Origin of the sequence: Shewanella waksmanii (assembly GCF_043643685.1) — a bacterium.
In the GTDB taxonomy this organism is placed as follows: Bacteria; Pseudomonadota; Gammaproteobacteria; order Enterobacterales; family Shewanellaceae; genus Shewanella; species Shewanella waksmanii_A.
Window position 1 is genome coordinate 1 of sequence record NZ_JBHZSN010000011.1, and the last position, 26,037, is coordinate 26,037.

Sequence of the window (26,037 nt, forward strand, 5' to 3'; positions counted from 1 at the left end):
ATCGGGTTCGAACCGATGACCTATACCTTGGCAAGGTATCGCTCTACCAACTGAGCTAATGTCGCTTAAATCTTTAATTTGGAGCGACATATCGGGTTCGAACCGATGACCTATACCTTGGCAAGGTATCGCTCTACCAACTGAGCTAATGTCGCGTCAATCTTTTTAACAAGCTTAATTGCTAAGTCAACCAAAGGTATCGTCTTTCACCTTTCGCAACTGAGCTAATGTCGCTTAAATCTTTTAATCTACAGCATTTGGTAATGCTATAAATTGATATTTGGAGCGACATATCGGGTTCGAACCGATGACCTATACCTTGGCAAGGTATCGCTCTACCAACTGAGCTAATGTCGCTTTATTTTTCCAGCCACTTTTGCTTTTTAACATTGACTAAAGGTATCGTCTTTCACCTTTATCAACTGAGCTAATGTCGCTTTGAAACTTAACACCAACGAGACCGCTAGTAAAAAGTTGAGGCCGCATTATAGGAGAATTTCATCTCTTCGCAACCCCTTCTTGAAAATATTATGCTGTTTGCTCAAATTTTAAATACTTTCTCACGATAAAACTGCAATTCAGCGATGGATTCTTGAATATCAATCAGTGCCTGATGGGTGCCACGCTTGCTAAAACCCTTCATGACTTCTGGCTGCCAACGCTTAACAAGCTCTTTAATCGAACTCACGTCAATATTTCGGTAGTGGAAGTATTCTTCTAACTCGGGCATATGACGATTCATAAACCGACGGTCTTGGCCAATACTATTACCACACATAGGCGATGCACCTTTAGGCACATATTGCGACAAAAATGCAATTGTTTGCTCAATGGCGTCTGCTTCACTGTATTGACTGGCTTTAACTCGCTCAATTAAGCCTGACTCACCGTGATGCTTAATATTCCAATCATCCATCACCGAAAGTGCTTCATCACTTTGATGAATAGCAATAACTGGACCTTCTGCAACAATATTAAGTTGAGAGTCTGTCACTATGGTCGCGATCTCAATGACACAATCCACACTGGGATCTAACCCTGTCATTTCCAAATCAACCCAAATTAGATTGTTTTCATCCGCAGCCATAAAGATACCTTATTAATCCTGTGTGCCTAAAATCAGGCTTTTTTGTTCTAGACCGTGTATCATACTGCTTTTTTAACAGACACAAAATAACCTTCTACTGTTGATGACAATACTGTGAGTAAAAAGAAACCATTAAGTCAGGGTCAGCGCCGCCGCATGCGCGCCAATCAAGAAAAACGATTGCAGAGGCGTGCCGATGAAAATCAAGCACCAGAACTACAAGATAGTTCACTTGGTCCAGAACTGCTTGGCACCGTGATTTCACGCTTTGGGCAGCACGCGGATGTAGAAACCGAAGCAGGCGAATTAGTTCGCTGCAACATTCGTCGTAATATTCAAAGCCTTGTCACAGGCGATAAAGTCATCGCGCGATTAGCGCTTGAACAATCAAGCACCATTGCCGGTGTTATTGAAGCTGTACATCCTAGACACTCTTCATTGTCGCGCCCAGACCTCTATGATGGCATTAAAATTATCGCCGCCAACATAGACCAGATCTTAATCGTTTCCTCTGTGGTACCCAGCTTTACCACACAAATTATCGATCGCTACTTAGTCGCTGCAGAAGACACGGGGATCAGCCCGGTCATCATTCTGAATAAAGTGGATCTCATTACTGATGAAGAAGCCGCATCTATCGATGCTGCATTGGCTCGGTATCAAGCTATCGGCTATTCCGTTTATCGCGTCAGCAGTAAAACCGGTGAAGGGGTTGAGCAAATACAAGGCTTGCTAAATGATAAAGTGAGTGTATTTGTTGGACAATCAGGCGTGGGGAAATCGTCGCTTATCAATGCCTTGATGCCAGATGCTGAGCTTATAATCGGTGATGTGTCTGAAAACTCTGGCCTTGGCCAACATACAACGACCACGGCTAAATTACTCCACTTCCCAAGTGGCGGTGATTTAATTGACTCACCAGGCGTGAGAGAGTTTGCCTTGTGGCATTTACCTGCCGAGAGAGTCGGCTGGTGTTTTGTGGAGTTTCGCGACTATTTAGGTACGTGTAAATTCCGAGATTGCAAACACAAAACCGACCCTGGGTGCGCGATTACTCAAGCGTTTAATGCAGGCGAGATAAGTGAAGATCGTTATAATAATTATCATCGCATCATTGATAGCTTAGATGAGCAGCGACATGCTCGTCACTTTCGCAGCGAAGACGATTAACCCTATTTGACCCAAACGCGTAATATAAACGCTATGCACTATATGAAAGGATAAGAGAGTGGACAAAGTTAAAATTGCCCTACAGTATATTTTGCCCAAACACCTTGTTTCGCGACTTGTAGGTAAACTTGCCGCTGCCGAACTTGGCACTATCACCACCAGCGTGATCACTTGGTTCATCAAGCAATATAAAATCGATATGAGTGAGGCTGCTCGCAGCGAACCATCCGCCTATCGAAGTTTCAATGAGTTCTTTACCCGAGAATTAAAACCAGGTATTCGTCCTATTTGTCCTGATGACGACTATATTGTACATCCTGTAGATGGTGCGGTAAGTCAACTTGGCCCCATCAAAGAAGGACGAATTTTTCAAGCTAAGGGACATGAATATTCGTCACTTGCACTTCTAGGCGATCAAGCGGAAGATGCTAAACGTTTCGAAGATGGCGATTTTGCTACCATCTACCTAGCGCCCAAAGATTACCACCGGATACATATGCCGATAAAAGGCACCCTATCAAAAATGACCTATGTGCCTGGTGAACTCTTTTCAGTTAACCCATTAACGGCGGAAAATGTACCCGGTTTGTTTGCACGTAACGAGCGTGTGGTCGCCATTTTTGAAACCGAAATTGGCCCAATGGCCATGGTACTTGTTGGCGCTACCATCGTTGCCAGTATCGAAACGGTTTGGGCAGGAACAGTCACGCCGCCAACAGGTAAAAAAGTGTTTACCTGGGATTACCCAACAGACGGCCCGAATGCGTTAACTTTGGATAAAGGCGCTGAAATGGGACGTTTCAAATTAGGTAGTACTGTGGTTATGCTATTTGGTAAAGATGCACTTGATGAGTTTGCCGATGGTGTCGAGCCAAAAGCGGTCACCAGAATGGGGCAAGCATTCGCTAAAATAAAGGATTAACAACTCAATTGAACAAGCCGTCGAATCAACATTCAGGTTTAATTGAATTACATATTGCTGTGCTGCTATTTGGTGGCACAGCATTATTTTCTAAACTTATCCCGCTTTCGGCGCTTGATATCACCCTACTACGCTGCGCTGTCGCAGCCGTTGTTCTCGCCCTTATCGTTAAACTAAGTCAGCAATCACTAAGTTTAAAAAATTGGCGAGAATACGCTATCGCGGTTGCACTCGGCATTGTGGTAAGTTTGCACTGGGTGACCTATTTCGCCTCAATGCAGATGTCTTCTGTCGCTATCGGCATGATCGCCTTTTTCACCTACCCGGTTATGACAGTACTGATTGAACCTGTGATTAATCGCACCCGAATTGAAAAGGTCGATATTTTAAGTGGCTTAGCTGTTCTCATAGGGGTCAGCTTGCTTATCCCTGAAGCCAGTCTTGGCAATGAAGTCACTCTAGGGATTGTCATTGGTGTTATCTCAGCTTTTTTATTTACCGCCCGCAACCTGATGCATAAACGTTACTTCTCCCAATATAGTGGCGCAAAAGCAATGTGTTACCAGACCGCTGTCGCCGTGTTGTTTCTGGCACCTTGGCAACAAGCGCCGCTTGCATCCATTGAAACATCGACTTGGGGGCTAATTCTATTACTTGGCGTGATATTTACTGCCGCTCCCCATGCACTCTTTGCCGCCGCACTGCGACAATTAAGTGCCAAAACCGTTGGCCTAGTCTCCTGCTTACAGCCATTTTACGGTACCGTACTCGCACTGCTTATCCTCAATGAAGGCGTTGATACAAAAACCATTATCGGTGGCTTACTAGTCGTTGCGACCGCTATTTTTGAAACTCAGCGTGCCCATCAACATCAGCGTTCTAAAGGCTAACAATTAGGTTTACTGACAAGCCCATTGAGCGAGTACCCATTGCATAAGATCTTTCGCACAAACTTCGCGCCCTTATTGTATAAACTCACCGACTTAGCATTTCTTTATTAAGCCAATAGTATAAACTTGTATGCAATCACTTTAGTTGCCATACAAATCATCAATTATGTTGCGGCTTTTTATCGTTTTATTCAGTTTATATAGCTCCACCCTACTAGCTAACTCTCCTTTACAGCTAGACAAACGCTTGGGCGTGACACCTCAAAACCAGGCCAATGTGTTATCAATTGATGATCAAATCGCCCAACTGCAGCTGCAATTAAAAGAACAGCAAATGCTCGCGAGAAGTTATCAAGCAAGTATGGATAACTACCCTGAGCAAAAACAAAATCTTAAACAGCAGCAACAGCAAGCCAAAACGCCGCAGCAGTACAATCGTCACCAAGTGTTAAGTCAACAAGCATCTTTGGCTTATTTGCGACTATCTGAACTAAAGGAAATAGACAGTAATTTAAGTACTGAGATCACTGCCCTATTGCAACGTCATGATCAGCTTCCAACGCTCATCAACGACACTAGACAGCAGTTAAACCAACATAAAAAAACACCTCTTGATAGTGGCAATGCGGTTGATAACCGCCTGCTAACCATACAACGTCAGTTGCTAATGCAAACTGTCGATACCCTTGAGCTTGAGCTAGCGAGCAGCCAAAAAAGAACCGATTTAAGCCGCTTGCAGCAACTTGTGGTGCGAGAACAGCTGGCACAGCAAGAAAACACCATTGAATCGATCAACTACCAAATAAGCCTAGAAAGGCAGCAGCAGACCAATGCAACGATCGCCGCCATTCAAGTGGCTGATGATCATTTAGATGATCCGCAGGTTGTGTTAATAAACCAGCAGAATCAACAGTATGCCAAGCAACTGCAACAACTGACACTCGATACGAATGAAGTCGTAAAACAACAGGAGCAGGCAGAAGCGCAGTATCAATTACAAGCCAAGCAGCTGACCAATATTCAGCAGCAAATTGGTCTAATTAAGCTCAACTCTGCCTTTGGTGAACGCTTTTTACGCATTCTCCAATCACTACAAAGACCACCCAGTTTAGATAAACTCAATAACAAAATTGCCAATGCCCGATTAGCACGCTATCAGATAGAGCAAGATCAAACCTTGCATACTCAACTCGATGATATTGATGCACTCGATAATGAAGTGGCTGATAAATTGCTATTGGCACAAAAGAAGCTGCAACAACAACTACTGGATAACTATGATCTGTACGTCAGTGAGCTGGCTGATCTTCGGATTGTTTATGAGCAGCTCAATCAACAATATGTGCAGTTAAAGAATACCCTTAATGAACACCTATTTTGGATTGCTAATGCCAATAGTATTGATAAGGCTTGGTTTGCCGATCTAATCCAAAGTAGCCGCTGGTTTATCCAGCAAGCGCCATGGCAACAACTGCGCGAATCCATCGATGAACAGAGCCAATTCTGGTCATGGTGGGTGATTATTTTTGTGCTGTGCTTAGTCTTTCAAGATATTCTGTCACCTAAATTCAGTGGCAGTTTAAACCGCAATATCGCCCATGTCGGTAACGTTACCCAAGATAAATTCAGCTATACATTAAACACACTGTTTAGCACCATAGGCTATAGCATCATCAAGCCAATACCTGTGGTTCTTGCCGGCGCCATCTTTTATCTATCTTCACACAACTTTGTCTCTGCGATGGGCATGGCGATTCTCGCAATCGGCTTGATGTTTTTGCTATACCGCTTCGCATACTTACTGGCCGATGATAACGGATTGCTGATTGGCCACTTTAAGGCCCATGCAACCACGATTAAAGCTGGTCAGCAAAAATTACGTTCTCTTACTTTTATCGCCATTCCTGTAGTTGGCGTGCTTGGCTTTACTGAGGTGTTAGACACATCGCTGATTAGAAATAGCCTTGGCCGTGGGGCTTTTATTCTGTTTGCCATCATGTTGACGCTCTTTTACAAAGATCTACTCAATGTCTCTAAGCACGACTCTCATTATCATCAAGATGATAAAAACAAACGCCTGCTGCAAAAGCTGCTTTGGGCCATATTACTGCTGACACCATTAGTGTGTGCGGTGCTAGCATTTAGAGGCTACTACTACACCGCATTCCAAGTGTTACTGCAGTTACAGCTGTCGCTTATTTTATGGTTAAGCTTCATGTTGCTGTACCAACTGATTAAACGTTGGATGTTAATTGAACGCCGTCGTATTGCCTTTGATCGCGCTAAAGCCAAACGGGCAGAGATCATCGCCCAGCGGGAAAAAGAGGAAGAAACCGTTAACCCTAATAGCGAGCAAATGGAGTATGAAGAGCCGGTTGTTGATCTAGAAACTATCTCTAGCCAGTCATTAGGGTTGGTAAGATCCATCTTATTGCTCGCTTTTCTGGCCAGCCTAGTTGGCCTATGGACTCAAACCCACACGGCACTATTTTCGTTTTTGGACGGCATTACCCTGTGGACCAGCAACAGTGTGGTCGACGGTATTACCGAAACGGTGCCCATCACCCTCAAATCCCTGCTGCTTGGATTAATCATTGTTGGCTTCTCACTTATGATTGCCACCAATCTACCGGGTTTACTTGAGTTAACGATCCTACAAAGGCTTGATCTAACCCAAGGGACGGGCTTTGCAATCACCACGGTGAGTCGTTACTTGGTAGTGTTTATTGGCACGCTAACCGGGTTTTCTACCTTAGGGGTGGAATGGTCCAAGTTACAGTGGCTTATTGCGGCACTTTCCGTTGGTCTCGGCTTTGGCCTACAAGAGATCTTCGCCAACTTTATCTCTGGTCTGATTATTTTATTTGAAAAACCGGTACGTATTGGTGATACCGTCACTATTCGCGATTTAACTGGTACCGTCAGCAAGATTCAAATTCGTGCCACAACCATTATCGACTGGGATCGTAAAGAGATCATTGTGCCTAACAAGGCGTTTATTACTGAGCAATTAATTAACTGGTCATTATCAGACCCCATAACCCGGGTGATTGTTTATGTTTCCGTGGCTCGGGATTCTGATCCCGCCCGTGTTGAAGCATCATTGTATCAAGCCGTCAAAGAGTGCGATGAAGCCTTGCTGACACCAGAGCCAGAAGTATGGTTTGCAGGGTTTGGTAAACATACTCAAGATTACGAAGTCCGCGCTTATGCCAAAGATATGAATACCCGTTGGCCACTGCGTCATATCCTGCATAAGAAAATCAGTAAGAAACTACAGGAGAACAACCTTGAGTTGGCTTACCCACAACTGGAAGTGCATGTAAAAAATCCGCAGACAAAAGATGCTCAGAGCATTTTGCGTAGTTGATTAATAAACAAAAGGTGAATTAGACGTGCTTGTATTTGCTCACAGAGGCGCCAGTGGCTATGCACCCGACAATACGCTTAGTGCAATGCGTAAGGCCATTGAGCTCAATTGCCAAGCCATTGAATTAGATGTGCAAAATGCCGCAGGCGATTTAGTGTTGTTTCATAATCGCTGGCTTGACGACGAAACTAACGCCAGTGGATTAATTGAGTCGTTAGATAGTGCTGGATTGTCTAACGTGCAAATTAACGGTGAACCTTTAGCAAGCTTATGGCAAGTATTAGTGCTATTTCAAAAGCTGGACACGCTAATCAATATCGAGCTCAAAGGGATGAACACCTTAACGCCATTTTTACAGCTCTACCCCAAAATCATTCAAACCCTTGGCTATAGCCACGATAGGTTACTGATTTCATCATTTAACCATAAATTTTTACAGCACATTAAACAGCACATTCCACAAGCTCAGATCGCCCCGCTAATTGAAGGTATCCCACTTGATAACGCAGCTGTCGCCAGCCAATTACAAGCAGTGTCTATTCACTTAGATATCAACTTTATTGATGCAGAAATCGTGGCTGATGCCCACCACAGAGGCCTTAAAGTTTACGTTTATACCGTGGATAAAGTTGAAGATATAACCGCTATGCATCAACTTGGTGTAGACGGTATATTTAGCAATTATCCTGACAAAGCTGCGCAAGTTATCGCATCTTTGCCCCCAAACACTGAGGGCTAGTGAACAGCTTCAGTTGTATTTAAGCTCGCTTATTTACCGTAGCGTCATCTTAAAATCACGATTGATGATTTTTTTGTGCCCAGATACCGATAAATATAAAAATAGCGACTAAAATCAATAATAAGTACAGTGATGACAGCTGACTCAGCATGCTAGCCAACCATGGCGTCGCAGCAATGATTAACAGGCCAAAGCCAAATGCATTAATGAGAATAAAAATAGCCGTGCGTAAGATGAAATTTCTACCGATCAGTTTTCGGCGTAATGCGCGATTAATATCGCCGCCAAAAACAACTAAAAAACACGCAATAATGGCAGTAGAAATCTCAGTTAACCAAGGATATAGCTCTTTAGCTAATTGATTAATTAATGAAAGAAAGTGCTCCATAGGCCGGTCCATGTATCTAAGTCTAGGGAAAGAATATAGGGGGAGACAAGATGGGACACAAGCTACTATTGCTTACTAGTGATAATCAGCGCTATCGTGAGTTACTCAGTTCCTGTCATTTACCAAACCTAACCTTGTTGGGAGATGAGCCTGCAAGTATTTATCAAGCGGACATCTGGCTAGCCGAACCGCCACTTGCTGCCCCATTGATAGGCCATGCCAAAAACATCAAATGGATGCAGTCTACTCATGCTGGCGTAGACTCTTTGGTTAAACCTCGGCAACGAAGAGACTACCAACTTACCAATGTAAGAGGTATTTTTGGCCCATTAATGAGCGAATATCTTTTTGGGTATTTACTTGCCCATCAGCGACATCATCACAAGTACAAAACCCAGCAAGCGGAAAAAATCTGGTTACCGGCTAATTTTAAATCGTTACAAGGACAGCGATTACTGTTATTAGGCACCGGCAATATTGCTAAGCATCTAGCACAAACAGCCAAACACTTCGGTATGCTTGTTACCGGAATAAACCGGGGTGCTAAACCGACTAAAGGCTTTGATGAAGTCGATACCTTGGCAAACCTGTCCCAGCACCTCCCCCAAGCCGATGCTGTTGCCTCTATTTTGCCAAGTACCCCCTTCACTCGCGATGCGTTAAATGCACAGACCTTGAGTCTCATGAAGCAGGATGTGATCTTATTTAATCTCGGCCGCGGTGATGTGTTAGATCTTGACGCACTGTATCAACAACTTAAATCGACCCCTTCGCAACAAACAGTATTAGATGTGTTTAATCAGGAGCCTTTACCTCAAGAACACCCTATTTGGAGCTTAGATAATGTCGTAATTACCCCGCATATCGCCGCGCCAAGCTTCCCCGAGCAAGTCGTGGAAATCTTTGCTAATAACTATCACAAACTGATCAAAGGCGAGGCACTGTCCCATGAAGTCAACTTCGAGCGTGGTTATTAGGTAACATCAAAGGCAAGCGAATTCGCTTGCCTTAATCACCTTTTATGGCACGGTGAATTCACTCAGTAATGATCACAATCTCATTTGTCAGCTGAACTTGAAACCCATCACAACTTTTAATAACACAGCTAATGACTCCGGATTAATTACTATAACCGAGAGTTATTAGCATTGAGAATCGTTTTCATTTATACTTACAGCATCGAAATCAACAGAGTGTTTAAGATGTACGTTTGTCTTTGCCATGCAGTAACAGATAGCCAAATCAAAGAAGCCGTTAGCCAAGGTGATATGACCCTTGCTGATGTGAAAAAACGTCTTGGTGTTGGCAGTCAATGTGGTAAATGTACCAAAATGGCTACTCAAGTCATTGCCGCCCAGCTTGATGTCGAACCTAATTATTACGAAGTGGCATAATCCAGCACCAATATATAACTGGGATATCAGCAAGTATTAACCTAACTCAGTCACCTCTGTGGATAGTTTAAACACTTGATTTAGTCTTCATTGCACTATTGAGCCACTAAAAAGCCACCCACAAAAAAAGCTGCCTCGGCAGCTTTTTTGTTAGCGGTGAAAACCTATATACTCGGCTCACCTTCTCCTAGCTCAACGCGGTCAACTCGCTGCAGGCCTCTAGGTAATTTAGCACCACGACGGCCACGCTCACCACGATAATGCTCTAAATCATTAGGCTTTAAGGTTAGCTTACGTTTGCCTGCCCAAAGGGTGACTGCGGTGTCTTCTGGCAATACATGTAAATGTATCAGCAACTCTTCGCGACTCTTAGCCCTATCACTAGGGATGCCGATAATCTTATTACCCTTACCTTTAGCCAATTGCGGCAGTGCATCTAAGGAGAATAGCAACATACGTCCTTCATTGGTGATGGCCAAAATGGACTCTGCTCTCGATTTATCCACGCGTTGAGGCGCCAACACTTTTGCATTGGCCGGTAAGCTCAATAATGCTTTACCCGCCTTATTCCGCGACACCATGTCTTTGTAGGCGCCAACAAAGCCGTAGCCTGCATCGGATGCTAATAAGAAGTATTGCTGCTCATCACCAATCACCACGTGCGAGATGGTTTCCCCTGCCGACAAATTAAACCGTGTTGTGATAGGTTCGCCTTGGCTACGTGCAGACGGCAAAGTATGCGTATCGGTCGCAAATGCCCGCCCTGTTGTACCAATAAATACACTAGCATTGTTGCTTCGCCCGGCTGCCGCACACAAAAAGCTATCACCGGCTTTATAGGACAAGGCACTTGGATCAATATCATGGCCTTTGGCACAACGTACCCAGCCTTTTTCAGACAGTACCACTGTTACCGCTTCTGCTGGGACTAACTCCTGCTCTGTTAACGCCTTAGCTTCGCTACGCTCAACCAGTGGCGAACGGCGATCATCACCGTATGTTTCACCATCTTGCTTAAGCTCTTTCTTGATCAACGTCTTCATGCGGCGATCTGAGCTCAACAATAGCTGTAACTTATCTCGCTCTTCTTCAAGTTCGCTCTGCTCTGATTTAATCTTAAACTCTTCAAGTTTCGCTAAGTGACGTAACTTTAAGTCTAAAATAGCATTCGCTTGTAACTCGGTTAACGAAAAGCGCGACATCAACTCGGCTTTAGGATCATCTTCATTACGAATGATTTCTATCACTTCATCAATATTCAAAAATGCAATCATTAACGCATCAAGAATATGCAAGCGAGCTAGCACTTTATCTAAACGGAACTCTAAACGACGACGCACAGTGGTCATGCGGAAGGTCAACCACTCGGTCAGTAGCTGCTTGAGACCTTTCACTTGAGGACGACCATTAAGCCCCAGCACATTGAGGTTAACGCGGAAGTTTTTTTCTAAATCTGTCGTCGCAAACAAGTGGGTCATTAGCTGTTCTATGTCGACACGATTTGAACGTGGAACCACCACAATACGCACAGGGCTTTCATGGTCTGACTCATCACGTAAGTCGGCCACCATAGGCAGTTTTTTCGCCTGCATCTGCGCAGCAATTTGTTCGAGCACTTTGCTGCCACTGGCTTGATGCGGCAGTGCAGTAATAACGATTTCACCGCTTTCATTATGATAAACCGCTCGCATCTTAATAGAACCACGGCCAGTATCATAAATTTTAGCGATATCTTTGGCCGGGGTAATAATCTCTGCTGCAGTCGGATAATCAGGACCTGGTACCAGCTCCATTAATCTTGCTAAATCAGCTTTAGGGTTATCAAGCAGCTCAACGCAAGCATTAACGAGTTCCCTGGCATTATGAGGCGGCACATCGGTCGCCATACCTACGGCGATACCTGTAATACCATTGAGTAAAATATGCGGCAGCCTTGCAGGTAGAACCGTTGGCTCCTTCATGGTGCCGTCAAAGTTTACCCCCCAATCAACCGTACCTTGACCGAGTTCAGTAAGTAATACTTCAGAGAATTTAGATAGGCGTGCTTCGGTATAACGCATCGCAGCAAAGGATTTGGGATCATCGGGTGCACCCCAGTTTCCTTGGCCATCAACTAAGGGATAACGATAAGAGAACGGCTGAGCCATTAACACCATAGCTTCATAACAAGCACTATCGCCATGGGGGTGGTATTTACCTAACACATCACCGACGGTACGAGCCGACTTTTTATGCTTCGACTGAGCTGATAATCCAAGCTCGCTCATGGCATAAACGATACGGCGTTGAACCGGCTTTAACCCGTCACCAATATGTGGCAATGCACGATCCATAATGACGTACATTGAATAATTTAAGTATGCATTCTCAGTAAAGCGTCGCAGGGGCATTTGCTCCACCCCATCTAAGCTTAAATCTATCGCATCACTCATTAATAAATACCCTGTTATTTAGCCGTATCAGACTCAGAATCTTGGCTTTTTTTGTAATAAAGGCGATAAATATTGCCTTTCAAGTCATCCGAAATATACATTGCACCATCAGGCGCGGTCACAAGCGAGTGTGGCCTAGCGACTGGAAACTCACCATCAAGAAAACTCACAACGGTACTGCGCTTAACCACTTCGTTATTTTCAATGGTTAACATCACCACTTGGTAACCAATTTTGCTAGAACGATTCCAAGAGCCGTTTTCCGCAACAAACATCTGTTGTTGATACTTCTCAGGAAATTGCTTACCACTATAAAAATGCATACCCGTAGGTGCTACATGTGCAGGTAGCTCATACTTAGGTAAGGTAATTTTTAGATTTTCTGGTCGCTCATAAGCAGGCTCTTCCACCGTGCTCGCATGTAAATAAGGAAACCCGAAGTGGGCACCAACTTGCTCTACACGGTTTATTTCATCCGGCGGAATCCTATCACCCATCCAGTCGCGGCCAAGGTCAGCAAACCACAGCGCGTTGTCTGTCGGTGACCAATCAAATCCGATAGCTCGACGAATACCAGTCGCGATTTGTTCGGTTTCACCGGTTTCCACATCAAGGGCAATAATGCTCGCAAATGGGTCTGGCGCTTCGCAGACATTACACGGCGCGCCAATTGATACATATAAACGGCCATCGGGGCCAAAATGCATGGCACGGCGGCTATTATTGGTTTGCTCTGGCAAGCGGTCATATATTTCTTTACCGCGCCCTGGACGGCGTAAACGGTTTTCAATATCTATGTAGCGTAAAATTTTCTCTTCAACCGCGACATAAAGATCGCCATCTCGAAAAGCAATAGCTTCGGGATTATCTAAATTTTTAGCTATCACATAACGCTTGTCTACGCGACCATCTGCATTATTATCAACTAAAGCGGTTACTGTGCCTTTTTTGTAAGAACCAACAAACAGCGTACCTTTATCGCCTAAGGCTAATTGTTTGGCATCCCCCACTTCTGAAGCATATAAAGTTAGGCCAAATCCTTTTGTCACGGTGATCATCATTGGTTGGCCTTTTGCCAATGCCACTGCGGGCGCCCCCAGCAACATGCCTACCGCCAACAAGATACCGCTTTTACAACTTGTAGAAATCAATTTCAACATCATCAAATACCGCGCAATAGATATTATAACTGCGCCAAATCACCCTTCTCTTCTAACCAAACTTTTCTATCACTAGAACGTTTTTTAGCTAACAACATATCCATTAACGCTAACGTATCTTCCGCATCATCAACTGTCAGTTGAACTAGGCGTCGTGTATTAGGATCCATGGTCGTTTCTCGCAATTGTAATGGGTTCATCTCACCCAACCCTTTAAAGCGAGTCACTTGGATCTTTCCTTTTTTCTTTTCAGCCGCAAGGCGATCTAAAATGCCTTCTTTTTCTGCTTCATCCAGTGCGTAAAACACTTCTTTACCAATATCGATACGAAACAGCGGTGGCATGGCGATATAGATATGGCCATTTTCCACCAGCACTTTGTAATGCTTCATAAACAATGCACAAAGCAAGGTAGCGATATGTAATCCATCCGAGTCAGCATCCGCCAATATACAGATTTTGCCGTAACGTAACTCTGAAATATCTTCACTATCGGGATCGCAGCCTATCGCCACCGAAATATCATGAACTTCTTGCGACGCTAACACTTGTGATGCATCCACTTCCCAAGTGTTTAAAATCTTACCTCGAAGCGGCATAATTGCTTGAAACTCGCGATCACGTGCCTGTTTCGCACTGCCGCCCGCCGAGTCACCCTCCACCAGAAACAGTTCACCGCGCATTGGGTCTTGGCCGCTGCAATCAGTCAATTTTCCTGGTAAGGCAGGCCCTGAGGTGACTTTCTTTCTTGCTACCTTTTTTGCCGCTCTTAATCGTTTTTGTGCATTGTTAATACACATATCAGCCAACAACTCAGCTTGATCTGTATGTGTATTGAGCCACAAACTAAATGCGTCTCTAACAATACCAGAGACAAAGGCTGCACTTTGACGACTAGATAGCTTTTCTTTTGTCTGTCCCGCAAACTGTGGATCTTGCATCTTAATTGATAGAATAAAGCTGCTGCGGTCCCAGATATCTTCAGGGGTTAATTTGATGCCGCGAGGGATGAGGTTGCGGAATTCACAAAACTCTCGCATCGACTCCAGCAACCCTTGCCTAAAGCCATTAACATGCGTCCCACCTAAGGGGGTTGGAATCAAGTTTACATAGCTTTCATTAAGGTAATCGCCGCCTTCAGGCAGCCATGTAATTGCCCAATCGACCGCTTCTTCATTACCTTTTAAACTGCCGACAAAAGGCTCTTGCGGTAACATCACAGCGCCATTTACCGAGGACTTTAAATAGTCGGTTAAGCCGCTTTCAAAAAACCACTCTTGAACCTCCCCTGTTTGCTTGTTGTTAAACTTGATCCGCAGTCCCGGGCAAAGTACCGCTTTGGCACGCAACAAATAAACCAATTTAGGGATAGAAAAGTTAGCAGAATCGAAATAACTCGCCGTTGGCCAAAAGTGCACTCGCGTACCGGTATTGCGTCGACCGCAGGTTCCTGTAACCGTTAACTCTTCAACTTTATCACCATCAGCAAAGGCCATTTCGTAGACTTGACCGCCGCGCCTAACGGTGATCTCAACACGGCTAGACAGCGCATTAACAACCGAAATACCTACACCATGTAAGCCGCCTGAAAACTGGTAGTTTTTATTAGAGAATTTACCACCAGCATGTAATTTGGTGAGAATCAATTCAACACCTGGAATACCTTCCTCAGGGTGAATATCCACCGGCATGCCACGGCCATCATCCGTCACCTCAAGCGAATTGTCTTTATGCAACACCACTTCAATTTTTGACGCATGGCCTGCTAAGGCTTCATCGACACTGTTATCGATAACCTCTTGCCCTAAATGATTTGGGCGACTGGTATCGGTATACATACCTGGGCGACGTTTAACAGGGTCTAGTCCATTTAGGACTTCAATTGCATCAGAGGTATATTGGTTTGTCATAGCACACACAATTTATCGTTATTCAGGCCATGTTGCGGCCCTACATGTCTATTTGTCAAGAAACAGGAAATCACAAATCTCAGCCATCTTATCAGAATATCCGACAAAACTGTGGTCTCCACCTGATTCAACAACTAACTTACAGCAATGATACTTATCTACCGCTTGGCGATAATCGAGTACTTCATCACCACTTTGTAGTAATACAAAAAAGCGGTCAGGATGCACAATAACTTCAGTATTAAACTCAGCCACTTGCGCTTTATGTATTGGCAGCACTTGATAATGCTCATCGGTATACGGGTTATGCTGCGGACCGATAAACTCATCAAACAATTCAAACGGTTTAACCGCAGGGTTAATTAGCGCGGCTCGACCGCCATATTTTTCAGCTAAATAACTAGCAAAATACCCGCCTAAAGAAGAGCCAATGTAGCATACCGGTTCACCGACTTGCTTAGCTTTCTCGACAATATCAATCAGCATATTCATGGCTGACTGAGGGCAAGAAGGTAATTGGGGCTGAACTAAATGAAGATTGGGAAAATGAGTATGGATATACTGCGCAGTCACTAAGCCTTTGTCTGACAAAGGCGAACTATTAAAGCCATGAATGTAAAGCAGCATAGGTCCTCAGAGATTATCAATATCGTGCTCTATCATACAGCTAAGCAACGGTTGTTATTATCTTCTTCAGGTAAATGCTAACACTGGCAGGCTATTTCACCAAATTATCCGCAGGTTAAGCCTAGGCCGTGTTGAGCTTTCACGGTTAAATTTTTTCGAGATACAAGTTTTTTAATCACGATGAGTAGCAAGTGGCTAATTGTTTGCCGCCTAGCATGCTAAGCTAAAATCAGCTCGAAAGTTCTGTCTCCCCTAATAACCACTCGCCTCGTTATCAGGTGAAAACTTGTTACCTGGAACGCGATAAACATTGGTTAAGATATCGCCATTGGCTTTTAGCTCAAGTAAACGGTAGCCAGGTTGTTGGGCATCCAGTGCGAAATAAGAAGACTTAGGCTTAAACTGGATACAGGTCGATGGCGTCGCCATCAATTTAATCGCGCCAGAACCACCTTGGTAAATATCATCGAGCTGTTGGTGAACATGTCCCCATAACAAGCCTTTCACTTGGGGGAACTGACTCACAAAGGCTAAGAACTCATCACCATTGTCCATACAGTGCTGATCAAGCCACTTACAACTAACCAAAATAGGATTATGGTGCATTACCAGTAAGGTATGTTTTTCAGGTTCAGCAGCAATGGCCGCAGCAATAAGGTCCATTTCCGCGTCTGACATATGCCCGCCTGGCTTACCACGCACTGTGGAATCGAGCATGATAATTTGCCATTGGCCGACAATAATGCGTTTATCACCAAATACTGACTCGCCCTGCATATTTAAATGCATGATGCGGGGATCATCATGGTTACCGGGCAAGTAATGACAAGGTAAATGCAGTGGTGCGATAGCATTGACAAAGTTATGGTATGACTCAGCAGAGTAATCTTGACTGATATCCCCTGTCGCCAACATCAAATGGGCAGGATAGTCGACGGCTTTAATGGTATTGAGAACCGCATCAAGGCTATGGGCGGTATTCACGCCTAGCAGCTGTGCTTCTGGATCGGCAAACAAGTGAGGATCGGTCACCTGCACCAGCCTTACACTGCCACTTTCAGCGATAGGATAAGAGATAGCCTCTTTCAAAACATCAAAACCTTAACTGTTAGATGGATAAACAACGCGTGGATGATTGTCTATCTTTAATAGTTCTTCAAGAAAAGCATTTACTTGGTACTTTTCATCCCGATGATACATACGTATATTTGGATAATCATATACCGGACGCAAACGATAAATCTGTCGACTAGTTAACACTTCTGCTAATTTAGCATCGTGATAGATGCGTACCGTCACCTTTGGTGACGCTATATACTCATTATCAGCCACTTTTCTCGATAGCTCGATTAACTGGGTATATTGAGTGTTTTCCAATAATCGCACATCAAGCTGACCAAAGTCCCCTGCCACACACCATGAGTCTCCCGGCATGACCTCTGCGGGTAACCAGGCTAAGATATTGAAATAATTACGACCACACAAAGCAAGAAACCGATTGACATCAACGCGGTATTTTTCTTTTTGGGTATATTTCAGTTTCAAATTGACTCACTTATTCTTGAGCGAAGCATAGTTTAATTGCAGCCATTGTAACCCAATCACAGTAGAAGCATTATTGATTTGCCCGCTTTTTACCATTTCATAAGCATGCTCTCGACTCACAACATGCACTTGAATATCTTCATGCTCATCAGCTAATCCATGGGTACCAGTGGCTTGACTGGCATCAACTTGCGCATAATATAAGGAGAACTTTTCACTTGTGCCACCGGGACTGGCAAAAAATTCGCTAATTAAACGTAAATGGCTTCCAACAAGCCCCGACTCTTCCATTAATTCTCGTTGTGCGACCTGCTCGGCTGTTTGCCCCTTATCAATCATTCCGGCCACCAGTTCAAATAGCCAAGGAGTTTTATTGGCATCAAACACCGGAATTCGTATCTGCTCAATCAGCACCACTTGGTCAGTAACAGGATCATAAGGTAACACCACAACCGCGTGACCACGCTCAAATACTTCACGACGTACGATGTCGCTCCAGCCACCATCAAAAAGACGATGCCTAAAACGATACTCCTCCATAGTAAAAAAGCCTTTATACAGCGGTTTTCGCTCCAACATTTCTACATCTTCACTACTAAACTTGTTTTGCATAAGTAAACTCCTGAACTGGTTCCCCGTGCTACTTTACACTCAAATCGGTCCAATACCGCAGAATATGCCGTGCAAATTGAAAAAAAGCAGACATAAAGTCAAAAACTGTTACACTTCGTAGTTGACTTAAAATTGGTTAATTTCTTAATATCTTAACTCAATAAGTTTAGATGTATCGGGAAGCGTCGGGAAGCGCAAACCGCTTGGCCTACAGAAGGAAATAAGGCTAAGCATCACTTAACTCTATTTAAGTATATTGCTCCTCCATTAGGGGGGTTATGTCTAAGAAGGACAGCTAATGAAATTTAAGATCCGCTCTTTATGTGCAGCCATTACCCTTGCTGCCTCGGCTACTGCCGTTCAAGCCGACGATTTACTGCAGATATATCAACAAGCGCTAACCAGTGACCCTGTTGCACTGCAAGCCCAGGCTCAACGTGATGCCCTTTATGAAAAAATCGAAGAAGGTCGCGCACCACTATTACCTACATTAAGTGCTAATGTTGGCTATGGAAAACGTTGGACCGATGTTGACGCTAGTGAATATGGCAGCGGACTCAATGCTGGCGTCACGTTAAATCAAGTGGTCTACGACCATAGTGCGTGGGTTGGACTTAGCTTAGCAGAGCTGGCCGCTTCGCAAGCAGACGCAGCATATGCATCAACGCTACAAACGCTGATTATCCGTGTTACAGGTGCCTACTTTGATGTCCTTTCAGCCAAAGATAACTTTGAATTTAAGGGTGCTGAAAAACGAGCGATTGAACGCCAATTAGAGCAAACTAAACAGCGTTTTGCTGTTGGTCTAACTGCGATCACCGATGTCCACGAAGCCCAAGCTCAATATGACTTAGCCCGCGCTGATGAGATTTTAGCAGAGAACCAGCTCATCAATAGTTATGAAGCACTGCGGGAAATTACCGGTATTGCCCATGAGTCTATTGATATTTTAGATACCGACCGTTTCGGTGCTGTTAAGCCTTCACCTGCTAACCCAGAAGAATGGTTGAAAATGGCAGAAAGCAGCAGTGTTGATCTACTAACCACGCGTATTGGTAAAGATATTGCCCAAGAAACCATTAGCTTGTACAAAGCGGGCCATATGCCTTCGCTTAACTTGAGTGCAGGTTATACCACCAATCTTGAGCAACGCAACCAAAATGGCGGCTTAGGTGACTATGACAATGCCAATGTCGCACTTGAGCTAAGTATTCCTATCTTCCAAGGCTTCAAGGTCACCTCACAAGTGAACCAAGCACAATACCAATATGTGGAAGCCAGTGAGAAAATGGAACAAACCTACCGTAAAGTTGTAAAAGATGTACGTAACAACTTTAATAACGTAGGGGCGTCGATTAGCTCGATCCGCGCTTATGAGCAGTCTGTAATCTCTTCAGAAAGTGCGTTAAAAGCAACTCAAGCAGGTTTTGAAGTCGGTACGCGTACAATCGTTGATGTTCTTAACCGTACCCGTGATTTATATGACTCTAAGCGTCAACTATCTAATGCACGTTATGGATACATCAACTCGATTTTGGCGCTAAAACAAGCAGCTGGTACGCTAAGCGAAGATGATGTCATCGCCATTAACAACGGCTTAAAGGCTCCTGAAGCGGTTCAATAACGATTAAGCTTCACCTAGAAGCCATACGCTTCATATAAAAAACCGCCATAAAGGCGGTTTTTTTATAAACTCAATAACACTTAGAAAGTCAGCTCAACACCCGCAAAGTAGCCTTTAAACTGGTTATTGGCGGTGACGCCATCAAAATTACTGACGTCAAACTTAAAGTCACGGTAGCCGACGCGAACTTTAGTATCAAAACCTGTGCCATCAAACTGCCAGCCTAAGCCCAGCGAGTAATCATACACACTGGTTTCATCCACACCGATCATCACATCGGCAAATCCGTACAAGCCAAGGCCTGGGATACCTACCTGTGCATCGGCATAGGCCATAACAATACCCGTGCTTAAATCTTTTTCGGCATAACGTACGCCAACACCATTTTGGTCTAGCTGATTAACTCGATAAGAGCCGTGCATTTTTTTGTATGCCGCCCCTAAGTCAAGCGCTACCATGTCATTATCAAGCAACTCATAGTAAAGAACAAAGTCAGTATTGCTAAGATCAGTATTGGTTGAGATATTGCCACCAAACTCTTGACCATCAAACTTCATTACATTGTTACCAATTGATGCTTTACCACTAGCATCTAAGCGATTTTCACGTAATTTAAAGTTAGGTAAAATGGGAATACCATGTTCAATCGCAACCCAGACGCTACCTTGAGAGTCTGAGTCATAATTGAAACCTTGCTGAGGCTGTCCATTTTCAGCAAACGTACCACTAGTATCTGCTTTCCAATAATCACCACCCACCTTAAAGCCGATCAGTGATGCTGCTTGAGCAGAGGTTGCTACCATACTGCCTAACAAAGCACATGCTAATATCGTTTTTTTCATTACTTAACCTTGCGTTAATAAGTTAGTTAAATCAATCACCGCGGCATTTGCACGCGAGATATAGTTTGCCATCACTAAAGAGTGATTAGCGACAATTCCAAAACCTGATCCATTTAAGATCATTGGGCTCCATACCGGTTGTTGGGTCTCTTCCAATTCACGAATAATTTGTTGCAAACTCACCGTCGCGTTTTTCTTAGCCAGCACATCGGCAAAATCCACTTCTACGGCTTTCATGAAATTCAACAATGCCCATGTCGCCCCGCGGGTTTCATAAAACACATCATCAATTTTCCACCAGCTGGTTTTAATTTGTTGGCTACTAAAATTGGGCGTAGACTGGCTCGCTACACTGTCCCCCGCTAAATCTGTATTCAGCCTATCTTGACCCACACTTGCTGATAAACGTTGCGACATGCTACCTAAACGCTTTTGAACTTCTTTTAGCCACTCATTGAGATTGTCAGCTCTAGCATAAAATTGTGCATCAGGATTATTACTATCAAGCATGCGAGCGCGATATAGACTAAGCAACTTAATCGCATCTCGATACTCACTCTCTGCACTAGGTATCAACCAGCTGGTATGCTCAATATTAAGCTTTGAATGGGCCGCCAATAGGTCAGCATCAGCGGTAGATTGTGATTGCGAGCGACTGAACTCCTTGCGCATAATCAAGGCTAAATCTCTTACCTGCTCTATGGCACCAAATTCAAAAGCTGGCATGTTATCCATAAATACAGAAGGTGGCATGACGTCATTCGATAACCAACCGCCACTTTTATTTAAAAGAGTCTCAACCGTCATGATTAATGAGGTCGTGGTTGCATAACCCACCACCTTTTCACCATTTGGACTTTGATAATGCTGCGTGTCTAATACATCCGGCTCAACACTCCACCAAACACTGATCAGATAGCCCACAAAAAATATCACGGCTGCAATGCCAGCGCCTTTTTTCCATGTCATCTGCATAACCCAACTCCTTAATGATGGTGATGATGGTGATGGCCCTCACCTTGCTTGGCCATCTCTTGCTTACTCACAGGTAATGATATTGGTAATTGGCTACCGTCATTAAAATGTAGAACAAGTTCAACATTTTGCCCCACAGGCAATTGATGCTTCAGCCCCATCAGCATCACATGTTCACCCGACTCATTTAAAGTTAATCTGCCGTGCATTGGTACACTAAAGCTTTCTACTTGGCGCATTTTAACCACACCATTTTCTTCTATAACTGTATGCAGCTGTGCTTCTTTAGCAAAAGTGACATCAACACTCACTAATGTTAAGTCGGGTCCATGATTTTCCAGCGTAAAATAGGCGGCAGTGTTAGGTACACTCGGTGGCATCGCCCGAACAAATCCCTCTACCAAAGCGACATTGGCCGAAGCCGAAAATGAAATACAAGATATCAACAAAAACTTAAACAGCTGTTTGAATTTTAGTTCCAATGTCTTAAACTCCTTTTTAGACCCATTTGCCACTACGGAATTTTTGCCAATGAGTACGATTCAAATTAAGGACGAACACGGGGTAAGGATCATCACGATCAATCGCCCTGAAAAACGTAACGCGCTAAACTTAGAAATGTATACCGCCCTGAGAGAATACCTCATACAAGGTGATGCAGACAACGCAATTAACGCCTTTCTTATCAAAGGACAGGATGATTGCTTTACCGCGGGTAATGATGTGGCCGATTTTCTAAAAAATAGTGACTTAGGGCCAGAACATCCCGCATTTAAATTCTTATTTAGCCTGCTGGATCTCAAAAAACCATTGCTTGCTGCGGTATCTGGTCCGGCTGTAGGTATCGGTACGACCTTGCTTTTGCATTGTGATCTTGTTTATGCCGACGAGAGCGCAAAATTCCAATTACCGTTTACTAATCTCGCGCTTGTTCCCGAGGCAGGATCGAGTCTATTGCTGCCTCATTTAATCGGTCACCAACGAGCCGCAGAGCTATTATTATTGGGTGAGAGTTTTGATGCGCAACAAGCGAAAACTTTCGGAGTAATTAATGATGTGGTTGCCAATGCGCAGCTTCAAGAGGTCGCCCTACAGCAGGCGAAAAAAATTGCCGCTAAACCACCTCAATCAATTCAGGCGACCAAGGCCTTGATGCGCCCAGATACAACCGCCTTACATGCAAAAATGACCGCAGAGTTAAAAGAATTTGCTGTACGCTTACAAAGCGATGAGGCCAAAGCACAATTCAAAGCATTTTTAAATCGTTAGCAACAATATCGGTCCAGAGCTAGTCAACTTGGCTAGCTTTACCGACTCCCCATGCCGCAAGTATTAATAAAGCCACCGGCCAAATTAACGAAAAACCCGCAAACATCATTACTAAAGCGACACATACACAAACAGCAGAAATCAACGCCACCAGGCTAAATGCTAACGTCACCCAAATGAGAACAATTAAGAGTACGCCGGACGTCATTGCGATACTCCACAGGCTTAAATCCTGTATATAAAGTGACTCTACACCGAGGTAAAGTGTGGGTAATTGCCAGTATTCGACGGTTGCAAATAACAAAGCAACAGCGATTAACAATAACAATATGGTTAGAAAACCATTGCCAAACTTATTCAATAGAATCCTTTTCACTTTCTAATCCATTAGCCAATTCATTGGTTTAATACTTACTTGGTGCTTGCCACTTCGGCATCACCAAAGCCAACACAAAATACACAAGTAATACGAATGCTGGGTTCATAAGTGTGGCGATTGCCCATGCCACTCGAGTCCATTTACAAGACCAGTCAAATTTATCAGCCATCGCTGCCGCGACACCACAAACCAATCTTTTTGGGTCAGCTAACCGTGCAACAACGTCATCAATACTCATTTTTCTCTCCCGATTCTTTTATCAATACCGACTTACGACTCTACAAGCCTAAACCACCTTAATGTCATTAATATGCTGGCACTAACGATGAAACCAATCACAGGTAACAACAGTAAGGTGGCCAAATCTGTCATCAAACTCATGCTTACTCCTTAACCATTGCACTTGTAAGGACAGCGTCTTGTTCATCTTCACTTGCAGCGACTTCAACATTTTGAGATTCAAATAAAGTCTCAGAAAGTTGTGCTTGGATTGACAAGCTCAATTCACGTTGAGCAACGTTCATCACTTCCTGCATTTGTGAGGCTAAGTTGTTTTCTAGACCGGCGGTCATTTCAGCAACTAAGTTATCATTGGCTTGCGCACTGAAACTGCTAGCTAACAATCCTGTTAATGTTAACGATACTAGTGCGACTTTCTTTACTGTTGAGTTAATCATGGTGTTTTCCTTTTCCATTAATGATTGATTACAGATTAACTAATACAAAGGGTGTGCCAACTTTTATAAAAATATTTAAACCATTGAATTTAAATAAAAATAAGCCTTTTAAGTTATAATTTGGAAATTTTGGGGGTTGTGATGATTTTCACCTGTTAGTGAAAATCGCTACCCACTAGTCATTTTCACTAATCAAACCTTTTTCATCGCAAATGAGGTAAGCAAAATGGCAATAAAAAAGCCCCAACGGCTAACCGTTGAGGCTTAATAATTACCATAAAACAATGAAATTATTGCTTATTCATCGCTTCCCTAGCTTTATATACGACTTCAATCCCAGGCTCTGTACCATGGCTGTTTTCACTTAGGTAACGGCGCCATGCTCGCGATCCAGGCTGGCCTTGGTACAAACCAGTCATATGACGGGTGATATGATTGAGCTTACCGCCATTGGCCAAATGTTTCTCTATATAAGGAATCATTTTCTGCAAAACGTCATCTCGGCTTAACAGCGGGGTATCAGCGCCACAAAGCTGACTATCTACCCCTGCCAGTAAATAAGGGTTTTGATAGGCTTCGCGGCCAACCATTACCCCATCTAAATGAGTTAAGTGAGTTTGACATTCGGCAAGGGTTTTCACCCCACCATTAATAGAAATGTTTAGCTGTGGAAAATCCTGCTTTAATTGATATACCCGCGGGTAATCTAACGCTGGGATCTCCCTATTCTCTTTCGGGCTTAAACCGTTCAACCAGGCTTTACGCGCATGAATAATAAATACATCACAGCCAACCTCTTTAACCGTATCGACAAATGAGGTTAAAAATTCATAGCTATCTTGCTCATCTATCCCAATTCGAGTTTTTACTGTTACAGGGATATCAACAACATCCTTCATGGCTGCAACACACTGAGCCACCAGCTCAGGCTCAGCCATTAAGCACGCGCCAAAACGACCATTCTGTACACGATCGGATGGACAGCCGACATTGAGGTTGATTTCATCATAACCTCGCTCTGCTGCTTGCTTGGCACACACGGCTAAATCATGCGGATTAGATCCCCCAAGTTGCAGGGCAAGAGGGTGCTCTTCTTGGTTATATGCTAAATAATCACCTTTACCATGAATGATTGCGCCAGTGGTTACCATTTCTGTATATAGCAGCAGCTGCGACGACATTAAGCGAGCAAAATAACGATAGTGCTTATCAGTCCAATCCAGCATTGGGGCAATCGAGAAAGTGCGATTGATTGCAGTATCCGAAGGTAGTGACGACATAAAACCAAGTTCCAATAAGTTACACAAACACCGAAAACCGGCGCGGCCGCGCATTTTACACCGCACAAGGTAAAATGAACACTGTTTGTCCTGTATTTGCCCAAAAGCCTTGATTACGGTAATACTATTGGTTAACCAATTACGCAGGATTCAATATGTGTGGACGCCTTAATATCATAGCAGACCCACTTGTTCACATCGTCAGTGATGCGCTTGGTGTAAACTTTAATACCCAAACAAGTCTAGATTTAAGGCCCAGCGAGTCCATTGCAGCTATCGCTGCCAAAGCAGATCAACTCGTTCAAGTAAACTGCCATTGGGGAATTCAACCAAGTTGGTCTAAAAAGCTCATTATTAATGCCAAAGTTGAAACTGCTGCGACAAAGAAAACCTTCTCCCATGCGTACCAATATGAGCGCCTGGTGATCCCCTGTAGTGGCTGGTTCGAATGGTCGACATTGAACAACTCCAGTGGCAAGAACAAATACCTGTTCACCCATAAGCAACACAAACCGCTATTTATGGCGGGACTGCAACTTTATGATGAAAAACAGCAAGCGAAAGTCGTCACCCTAACAACATCACCCAGTGAGTTATGCGGCCAGTACCATCATCGTATGCCGCTGCTCATTCCCTCTTTTCATTGCCGTGACTGGTTAGCTGCAGACCCAAAATCTGACTCAATTGACTTTACCACGCAAATGAAAAATTGGCTCACAGTAACGGCGGCTTAACCAACGCCGCA

General features: G+C 43.9%; 26 protein-coding genes and 2 tRNA genes. 10 read left to right on the top strand and 18 right to left on the bottom strand.

From position 1 onward, the window contains the following. Positions 1 to 79: 79 nt before the first annotated feature. From ACHUFW_RS15960 to orn, 3 genes are all read right to left on the bottom strand, one after another. Positions 80 to 155: transfer RNA gene (locus ACHUFW_RS15960), tRNA-Gly, on the bottom strand. A 126-nt stretch (positions 156 to 281) separates the two neighbouring features. Beyond that, positions 282 to 357 (bottom strand) — tRNA-Gly (locus ACHUFW_RS15965). Positions 358 to 541: 184 nt separating this feature from the next. Next, a complete protein-coding gene (gene orn / locus ACHUFW_RS15970) occupies positions 542 to 1,087 on the bottom strand; it encodes an oligoribonuclease (protein WP_394204342.1) in 546 nt (181 codons plus the stop codon). Between the two features lie 114 nt (positions 1,088 to 1,201). Here orn and rsgA point away from each other — a divergent pair, with 114 nt between their 5' ends. The 5 genes from rsgA to ACHUFW_RS15995 all read left to right on the top strand — a co-directional run bounded on the left by rsgA (position 1,202) and on the right by ACHUFW_RS15995 (position 8,178). Beyond that, positions 1,202 to 2,257, top strand: coding sequence for a small ribosomal subunit biogenesis GTPase RsgA (rsgA, locus tag ACHUFW_RS15975; protein WP_394204343.1), 1,056 nt, complete (start codon positions 1,202 to 1,204; stop codon positions 2,255 to 2,257). A 58-nt stretch (positions 2,258 to 2,315) separates the two neighbouring features. After that, complete coding sequence (asd, locus tag ACHUFW_RS15980; RefSeq protein ID WP_394204344.1) at positions 2,316 to 3,179, top strand: archaetidylserine decarboxylase; 864 nt, start codon at positions 2,316 to 2,318, stop codon at positions 3,177 to 3,179. Positions 3,180 to 3,187: 8 nt separating this feature from the next. Continuing rightward, positions 3,188 to 4,069, top strand: coding sequence for a DMT family transporter (locus ACHUFW_RS15985; RefSeq protein ID WP_394204345.1), 882 nt, complete (start codon positions 3,188 to 3,190; stop codon positions 4,067 to 4,069). Positions 4,070 to 4,235: 166 nt separating this feature from the next. Beyond that, positions 4,236 to 7,439 (top strand): mechanosensitive ion channel domain-containing protein, encoded by a 3,204-nt coding sequence (locus ACHUFW_RS15990; protein WP_394204346.1) that lies wholly within the window; start codon positions 4,236 to 4,238, stop codon positions 7,437 to 7,439. A 25-nt stretch (positions 7,440 to 7,464) separates the two neighbouring features. Continuing rightward, positions 7,465 to 8,178: a glycerophosphodiester phosphodiesterase gene (locus ACHUFW_RS15995; protein ID WP_394204347.1), complete on the top strand. Its 714-nt coding sequence runs from the start codon at positions 7,465 to 7,467 to the stop codon at positions 8,176 to 8,178. Between the two features lie 55 nt (positions 8,179 to 8,233). Here the strand turns inward: ACHUFW_RS15995 and ACHUFW_RS16000 are convergent, their stop codons facing one another. Continuing rightward, a complete protein-coding gene (locus tag ACHUFW_RS16000; RefSeq protein WP_394204348.1) occupies positions 8,234 to 8,566 on the bottom strand; it encodes a DUF3392 domain-containing protein in 333 nt (110 codons plus the stop codon). Positions 8,567 to 8,616: 50 nt separating this feature from the next. Between ACHUFW_RS16000 and ACHUFW_RS16005 the strand changes: the two genes are divergently transcribed. Then, positions 8,617 to 9,543, top strand: a complete 927-nt coding sequence (locus ACHUFW_RS16005; RefSeq protein WP_394204349.1) for a D-2-hydroxyacid dehydrogenase — start codon at positions 8,617 to 8,619, stop codon at positions 9,541 to 9,543. A gap of 225 nt (positions 9,544 to 9,768) precedes the next feature. Beyond that, positions 9,769 to 9,960, top strand: coding sequence for a bacterioferritin-associated ferredoxin (locus ACHUFW_RS16010; RefSeq protein WP_394204350.1), 192 nt, complete (start codon positions 9,769 to 9,771; stop codon positions 9,958 to 9,960). 164 nt (positions 9,961 to 10,124) lie between these two features. On the opposite strand, the gene parC is transcribed toward ACHUFW_RS16010, so the two are convergent. The 7 genes from parC to nudF all read right to left on the bottom strand — a co-directional run bounded on the left by parC (position 10,125) and on the right by nudF (position 18,246). Further along, complete coding sequence (parC, locus tag ACHUFW_RS16015; RefSeq protein WP_394204351.1) at positions 10,125 to 12,392, bottom strand: DNA topoisomerase IV subunit A; 2,268 nt, start codon at positions 12,390 to 12,392, stop codon at positions 10,125 to 10,127. Between the two features lie 14 nt (positions 12,393 to 12,406). Next, positions 12,407 to 13,498 carry a PQQ-dependent sugar dehydrogenase gene (locus tag ACHUFW_RS16020; protein ID WP_394204592.1) on the bottom strand — a complete coding sequence of 364 codons (1,092 nt, stop codon included), beginning with the start codon at positions 13,496 to 13,498 and terminating at the stop codon, positions 12,407 to 12,409. Between the two features lie 77 nt (positions 13,499 to 13,575). Beyond that, on the bottom strand, positions 13,576 to 15,462 hold the full coding sequence (gene parE / locus ACHUFW_RS16025; protein WP_394204352.1) for a DNA topoisomerase IV subunit B: 1,887 nt from the start codon (positions 15,460 to 15,462) through the stop codon (positions 13,576 to 13,578). Positions 15,463 to 15,510: 48 nt separating this feature from the next. Further along, positions 15,511 to 16,089 carry a YqiA/YcfP family alpha/beta fold hydrolase gene (locus tag ACHUFW_RS16030; RefSeq protein WP_394204353.1) on the bottom strand — a complete coding sequence of 193 codons (579 nt, stop codon included), beginning with the start codon at positions 16,087 to 16,089 and terminating at the stop codon, positions 15,511 to 15,513. Between the two features lie 252 nt (positions 16,090 to 16,341). Continuing rightward, positions 16,342 to 17,178, bottom strand: coding sequence for a 3',5'-cyclic-AMP phosphodiesterase (cpdA, locus tag ACHUFW_RS16035; RefSeq protein WP_394204354.1), 837 nt, complete (start codon positions 17,176 to 17,178; stop codon positions 16,342 to 16,344). Between the two features lie 12 nt (positions 17,179 to 17,190). Beyond that, entirely contained in the window at positions 17,191 to 17,634 is a 444-nt protein-coding gene (locus ACHUFW_RS16040; protein ID WP_394204355.1) for a DUF1249 domain-containing protein, read from the bottom strand. Positions 17,635 to 17,640: 6 nt separating this feature from the next. Continuing rightward, positions 17,641 to 18,246, bottom strand: a complete 606-nt coding sequence (gene nudF, locus ACHUFW_RS16045; protein ID WP_394204356.1) for an ADP-ribose diphosphatase — start codon at positions 18,244 to 18,246, stop codon at positions 17,641 to 17,643. A 298-nt stretch (positions 18,247 to 18,544) separates the two neighbouring features. On the opposite strand from nudF, the gene tolC reads away from it, so the two are divergent. Beyond that, positions 18,545 to 19,870 carry an outer membrane channel protein TolC gene (gene tolC, locus ACHUFW_RS16050; RefSeq protein ID WP_394204357.1) on the top strand — a complete coding sequence of 442 codons (1,326 nt, stop codon included), beginning with the start codon at positions 18,545 to 18,547 and terminating at the stop codon, positions 19,868 to 19,870. Positions 19,871 to 19,950: 80 nt separating this feature from the next. Here tolC and ACHUFW_RS16055 read toward each other — a convergent pair whose 3' ends face one another. The 3 genes from ACHUFW_RS16055 to ACHUFW_RS16065 are packed head-to-tail and all read right to left on the bottom strand — an operon-like array spanning position 19,951 to position 22,169. Further along, complete coding sequence (locus ACHUFW_RS16055) at positions 19,951 to 20,712, bottom strand: TIGR04219 family outer membrane beta-barrel protein (protein ID WP_394204358.1); 762 nt, start codon at positions 20,710 to 20,712, stop codon at positions 19,951 to 19,953. A 3-nt stretch (positions 20,713 to 20,715) separates the two neighbouring features. Further along, on the bottom strand, positions 20,716 to 21,687 hold the full coding sequence (locus ACHUFW_RS16060; protein WP_394204359.1) for a DUF2333 family protein: 972 nt from the start codon (positions 21,685 to 21,687) through the stop codon (positions 20,716 to 20,718). An 11-nt stretch (positions 21,688 to 21,698) separates the two neighbouring features. Further along, positions 21,699 to 22,169: a copper chaperone PCu(A)C gene (locus ACHUFW_RS16065; RefSeq protein WP_394204360.1), complete on the bottom strand. Its 471-nt coding sequence runs from the start codon at positions 22,167 to 22,169 to the stop codon at positions 21,699 to 21,701. A 49-nt stretch (positions 22,170 to 22,218) separates the two neighbouring features. On the opposite strand from ACHUFW_RS16065, the gene ACHUFW_RS16070 reads away from it, so the two are divergent. After that, entirely contained in the window at positions 22,219 to 22,956 is a 738-nt protein-coding gene (locus ACHUFW_RS16070; protein WP_394204594.1) for an enoyl-CoA hydratase, read from the top strand. Between the two features lie 19 nt (positions 22,957 to 22,975). Here ACHUFW_RS16070 and ACHUFW_RS16075 read toward each other — a convergent pair whose 3' ends face one another. From ACHUFW_RS16075 to dusA, 4 genes are all read right to left on the bottom strand, one after another. After that, positions 22,976 to 23,332, bottom strand: coding sequence for a hypothetical protein (locus ACHUFW_RS16075; RefSeq protein WP_394204361.1), 357 nt, complete (start codon positions 23,330 to 23,332; stop codon positions 22,976 to 22,978). A gap of 28 nt (positions 23,333 to 23,360) precedes the next feature. Next, on the bottom strand, positions 23,361 to 23,573 hold the full coding sequence (locus tag ACHUFW_RS16080) for a PspC domain-containing protein (protein ID WP_394204362.1): 213 nt from the start codon (positions 23,571 to 23,573) through the stop codon (positions 23,361 to 23,363). Between the two features lie 145 nt (positions 23,574 to 23,718). Continuing rightward, a complete protein-coding gene (locus tag ACHUFW_RS16085; protein WP_394204363.1) occupies positions 23,719 to 24,012 on the bottom strand; it encodes a hypothetical protein in 294 nt (97 codons plus the stop codon). Between the two features lie 290 nt (positions 24,013 to 24,302). Then, positions 24,303 to 25,292 carry a tRNA dihydrouridine(20/20a) synthase DusA gene (gene dusA, locus ACHUFW_RS16090; RefSeq protein ID WP_394204364.1) on the bottom strand — a complete coding sequence of 330 codons (990 nt, stop codon included), beginning with the start codon at positions 25,290 to 25,292 and terminating at the stop codon, positions 24,303 to 24,305. Between the two features lie 155 nt (positions 25,293 to 25,447). Here dusA and ACHUFW_RS16095 point away from each other — a divergent pair, with 155 nt between their 5' ends. Continuing rightward, entirely contained in the window at positions 25,448 to 26,026 is a 579-nt protein-coding gene (locus ACHUFW_RS16095; protein WP_394204365.1) for an SOS response-associated peptidase, read from the top strand. Positions 26,027 to 26,037: the final 11 nt, after the last annotated feature.

Coding starts and splice junctions, on each gene's coding strand:
- orn (WP_394204342.1), bottom strand. CDS start 1,087: ATGGCTGCGGATGAAAACAATCTAATTTGGGTTGATTTGGAAATGACA.
- ACHUFW_RS15990 (WP_394204346.1), top strand. CDS start 4,236: ATGTTGCGGCTTTTTATCGTTTTATTCAGTTTATATAGCTCCACCCTA.
- ACHUFW_RS16000 (WP_394204348.1), bottom strand. CDS start 8,566: ATGGAGCACTTTCTTTCATTAATTAATCAATTAGCTAAAGAGCTATAT.
- ACHUFW_RS16005 (WP_394204349.1), top strand. CDS start 8,617: ATGGGACACAAGCTACTATTGCTTACTAGTGATAATCAGCGCTATCGT.
- ACHUFW_RS16010 (WP_394204350.1), top strand. CDS start 9,769: ATGTACGTTTGTCTTTGCCATGCAGTAACAGATAGCCAAATCAAAGAA.
- parC (WP_394204351.1), bottom strand. CDS start 12,392: ATGAGTGATGCGATAGATTTAAGCTTAGATGGGGTGGAGCAAATGCCC.
- ACHUFW_RS16020 (WP_394204592.1), bottom strand. CDS start 13,498: ATGTTGCTGGGGGCGCCCGCAGTGGCATTGGCAAAAGGCCAACCAATG.
- parE (WP_394204352.1), bottom strand. CDS start 15,462: ATGACAAACCAATATACCTCTGATGCAATTGAAGTCCTAAATGGACTA.
- ACHUFW_RS16030 (WP_394204353.1), bottom strand. CDS start 16,089: ATGCTGCTTTACATTCATGGCTTTAATAGTTCGCCTTTGTCAGACAAA.
- nudF (WP_394204356.1), bottom strand. CDS start 18,246: ATGCAAAACAAGTTTAGTAGTGAAGATGTAGAAATGTTGGAGCGAAAA.
- tolC (WP_394204357.1), top strand. CDS start 18,545: ATGAAATTTAAGATCCGCTCTTTATGTGCAGCCATTACCCTTGCTGCC.
- ACHUFW_RS16055 (WP_394204358.1), bottom strand. CDS start 20,712: ATGAAAAAAACGATATTAGCATGTGCTTTGTTAGGCAGTATGGTAGCA.
- ACHUFW_RS16060 (WP_394204359.1), bottom strand. CDS start 21,687: ATGCAGATGACATGGAAAAAAGGCGCTGGCATTGCAGCCGTGATATTT.
- ACHUFW_RS16070 (WP_394204594.1), top strand. CDS start 22,219: ATGAGTACGATTCAAATTAAGGACGAACACGGGGTAAGGATCATCACG.
- ACHUFW_RS16080 (WP_394204362.1), bottom strand. CDS start 23,573: ATGAGTATTGATGACGTTGTTGCACGGTTAGCTGACCCAAAAAGATTG.
- ACHUFW_RS16085 (WP_394204363.1), bottom strand. CDS start 24,012: ATGATTAACTCAACAGTAAAGAAAGTCGCACTAGTATCGTTAACATTA.
- dusA (WP_394204364.1), bottom strand. CDS start 25,292: ATGTCGTCACTACCTTCGGATACTGCAATCAATCGCACTTTCTCGATT.
- ACHUFW_RS16095 (WP_394204365.1), top strand. CDS start 25,448: ATGTGTGGACGCCTTAATATCATAGCAGACCCACTTGTTCACATCGTC.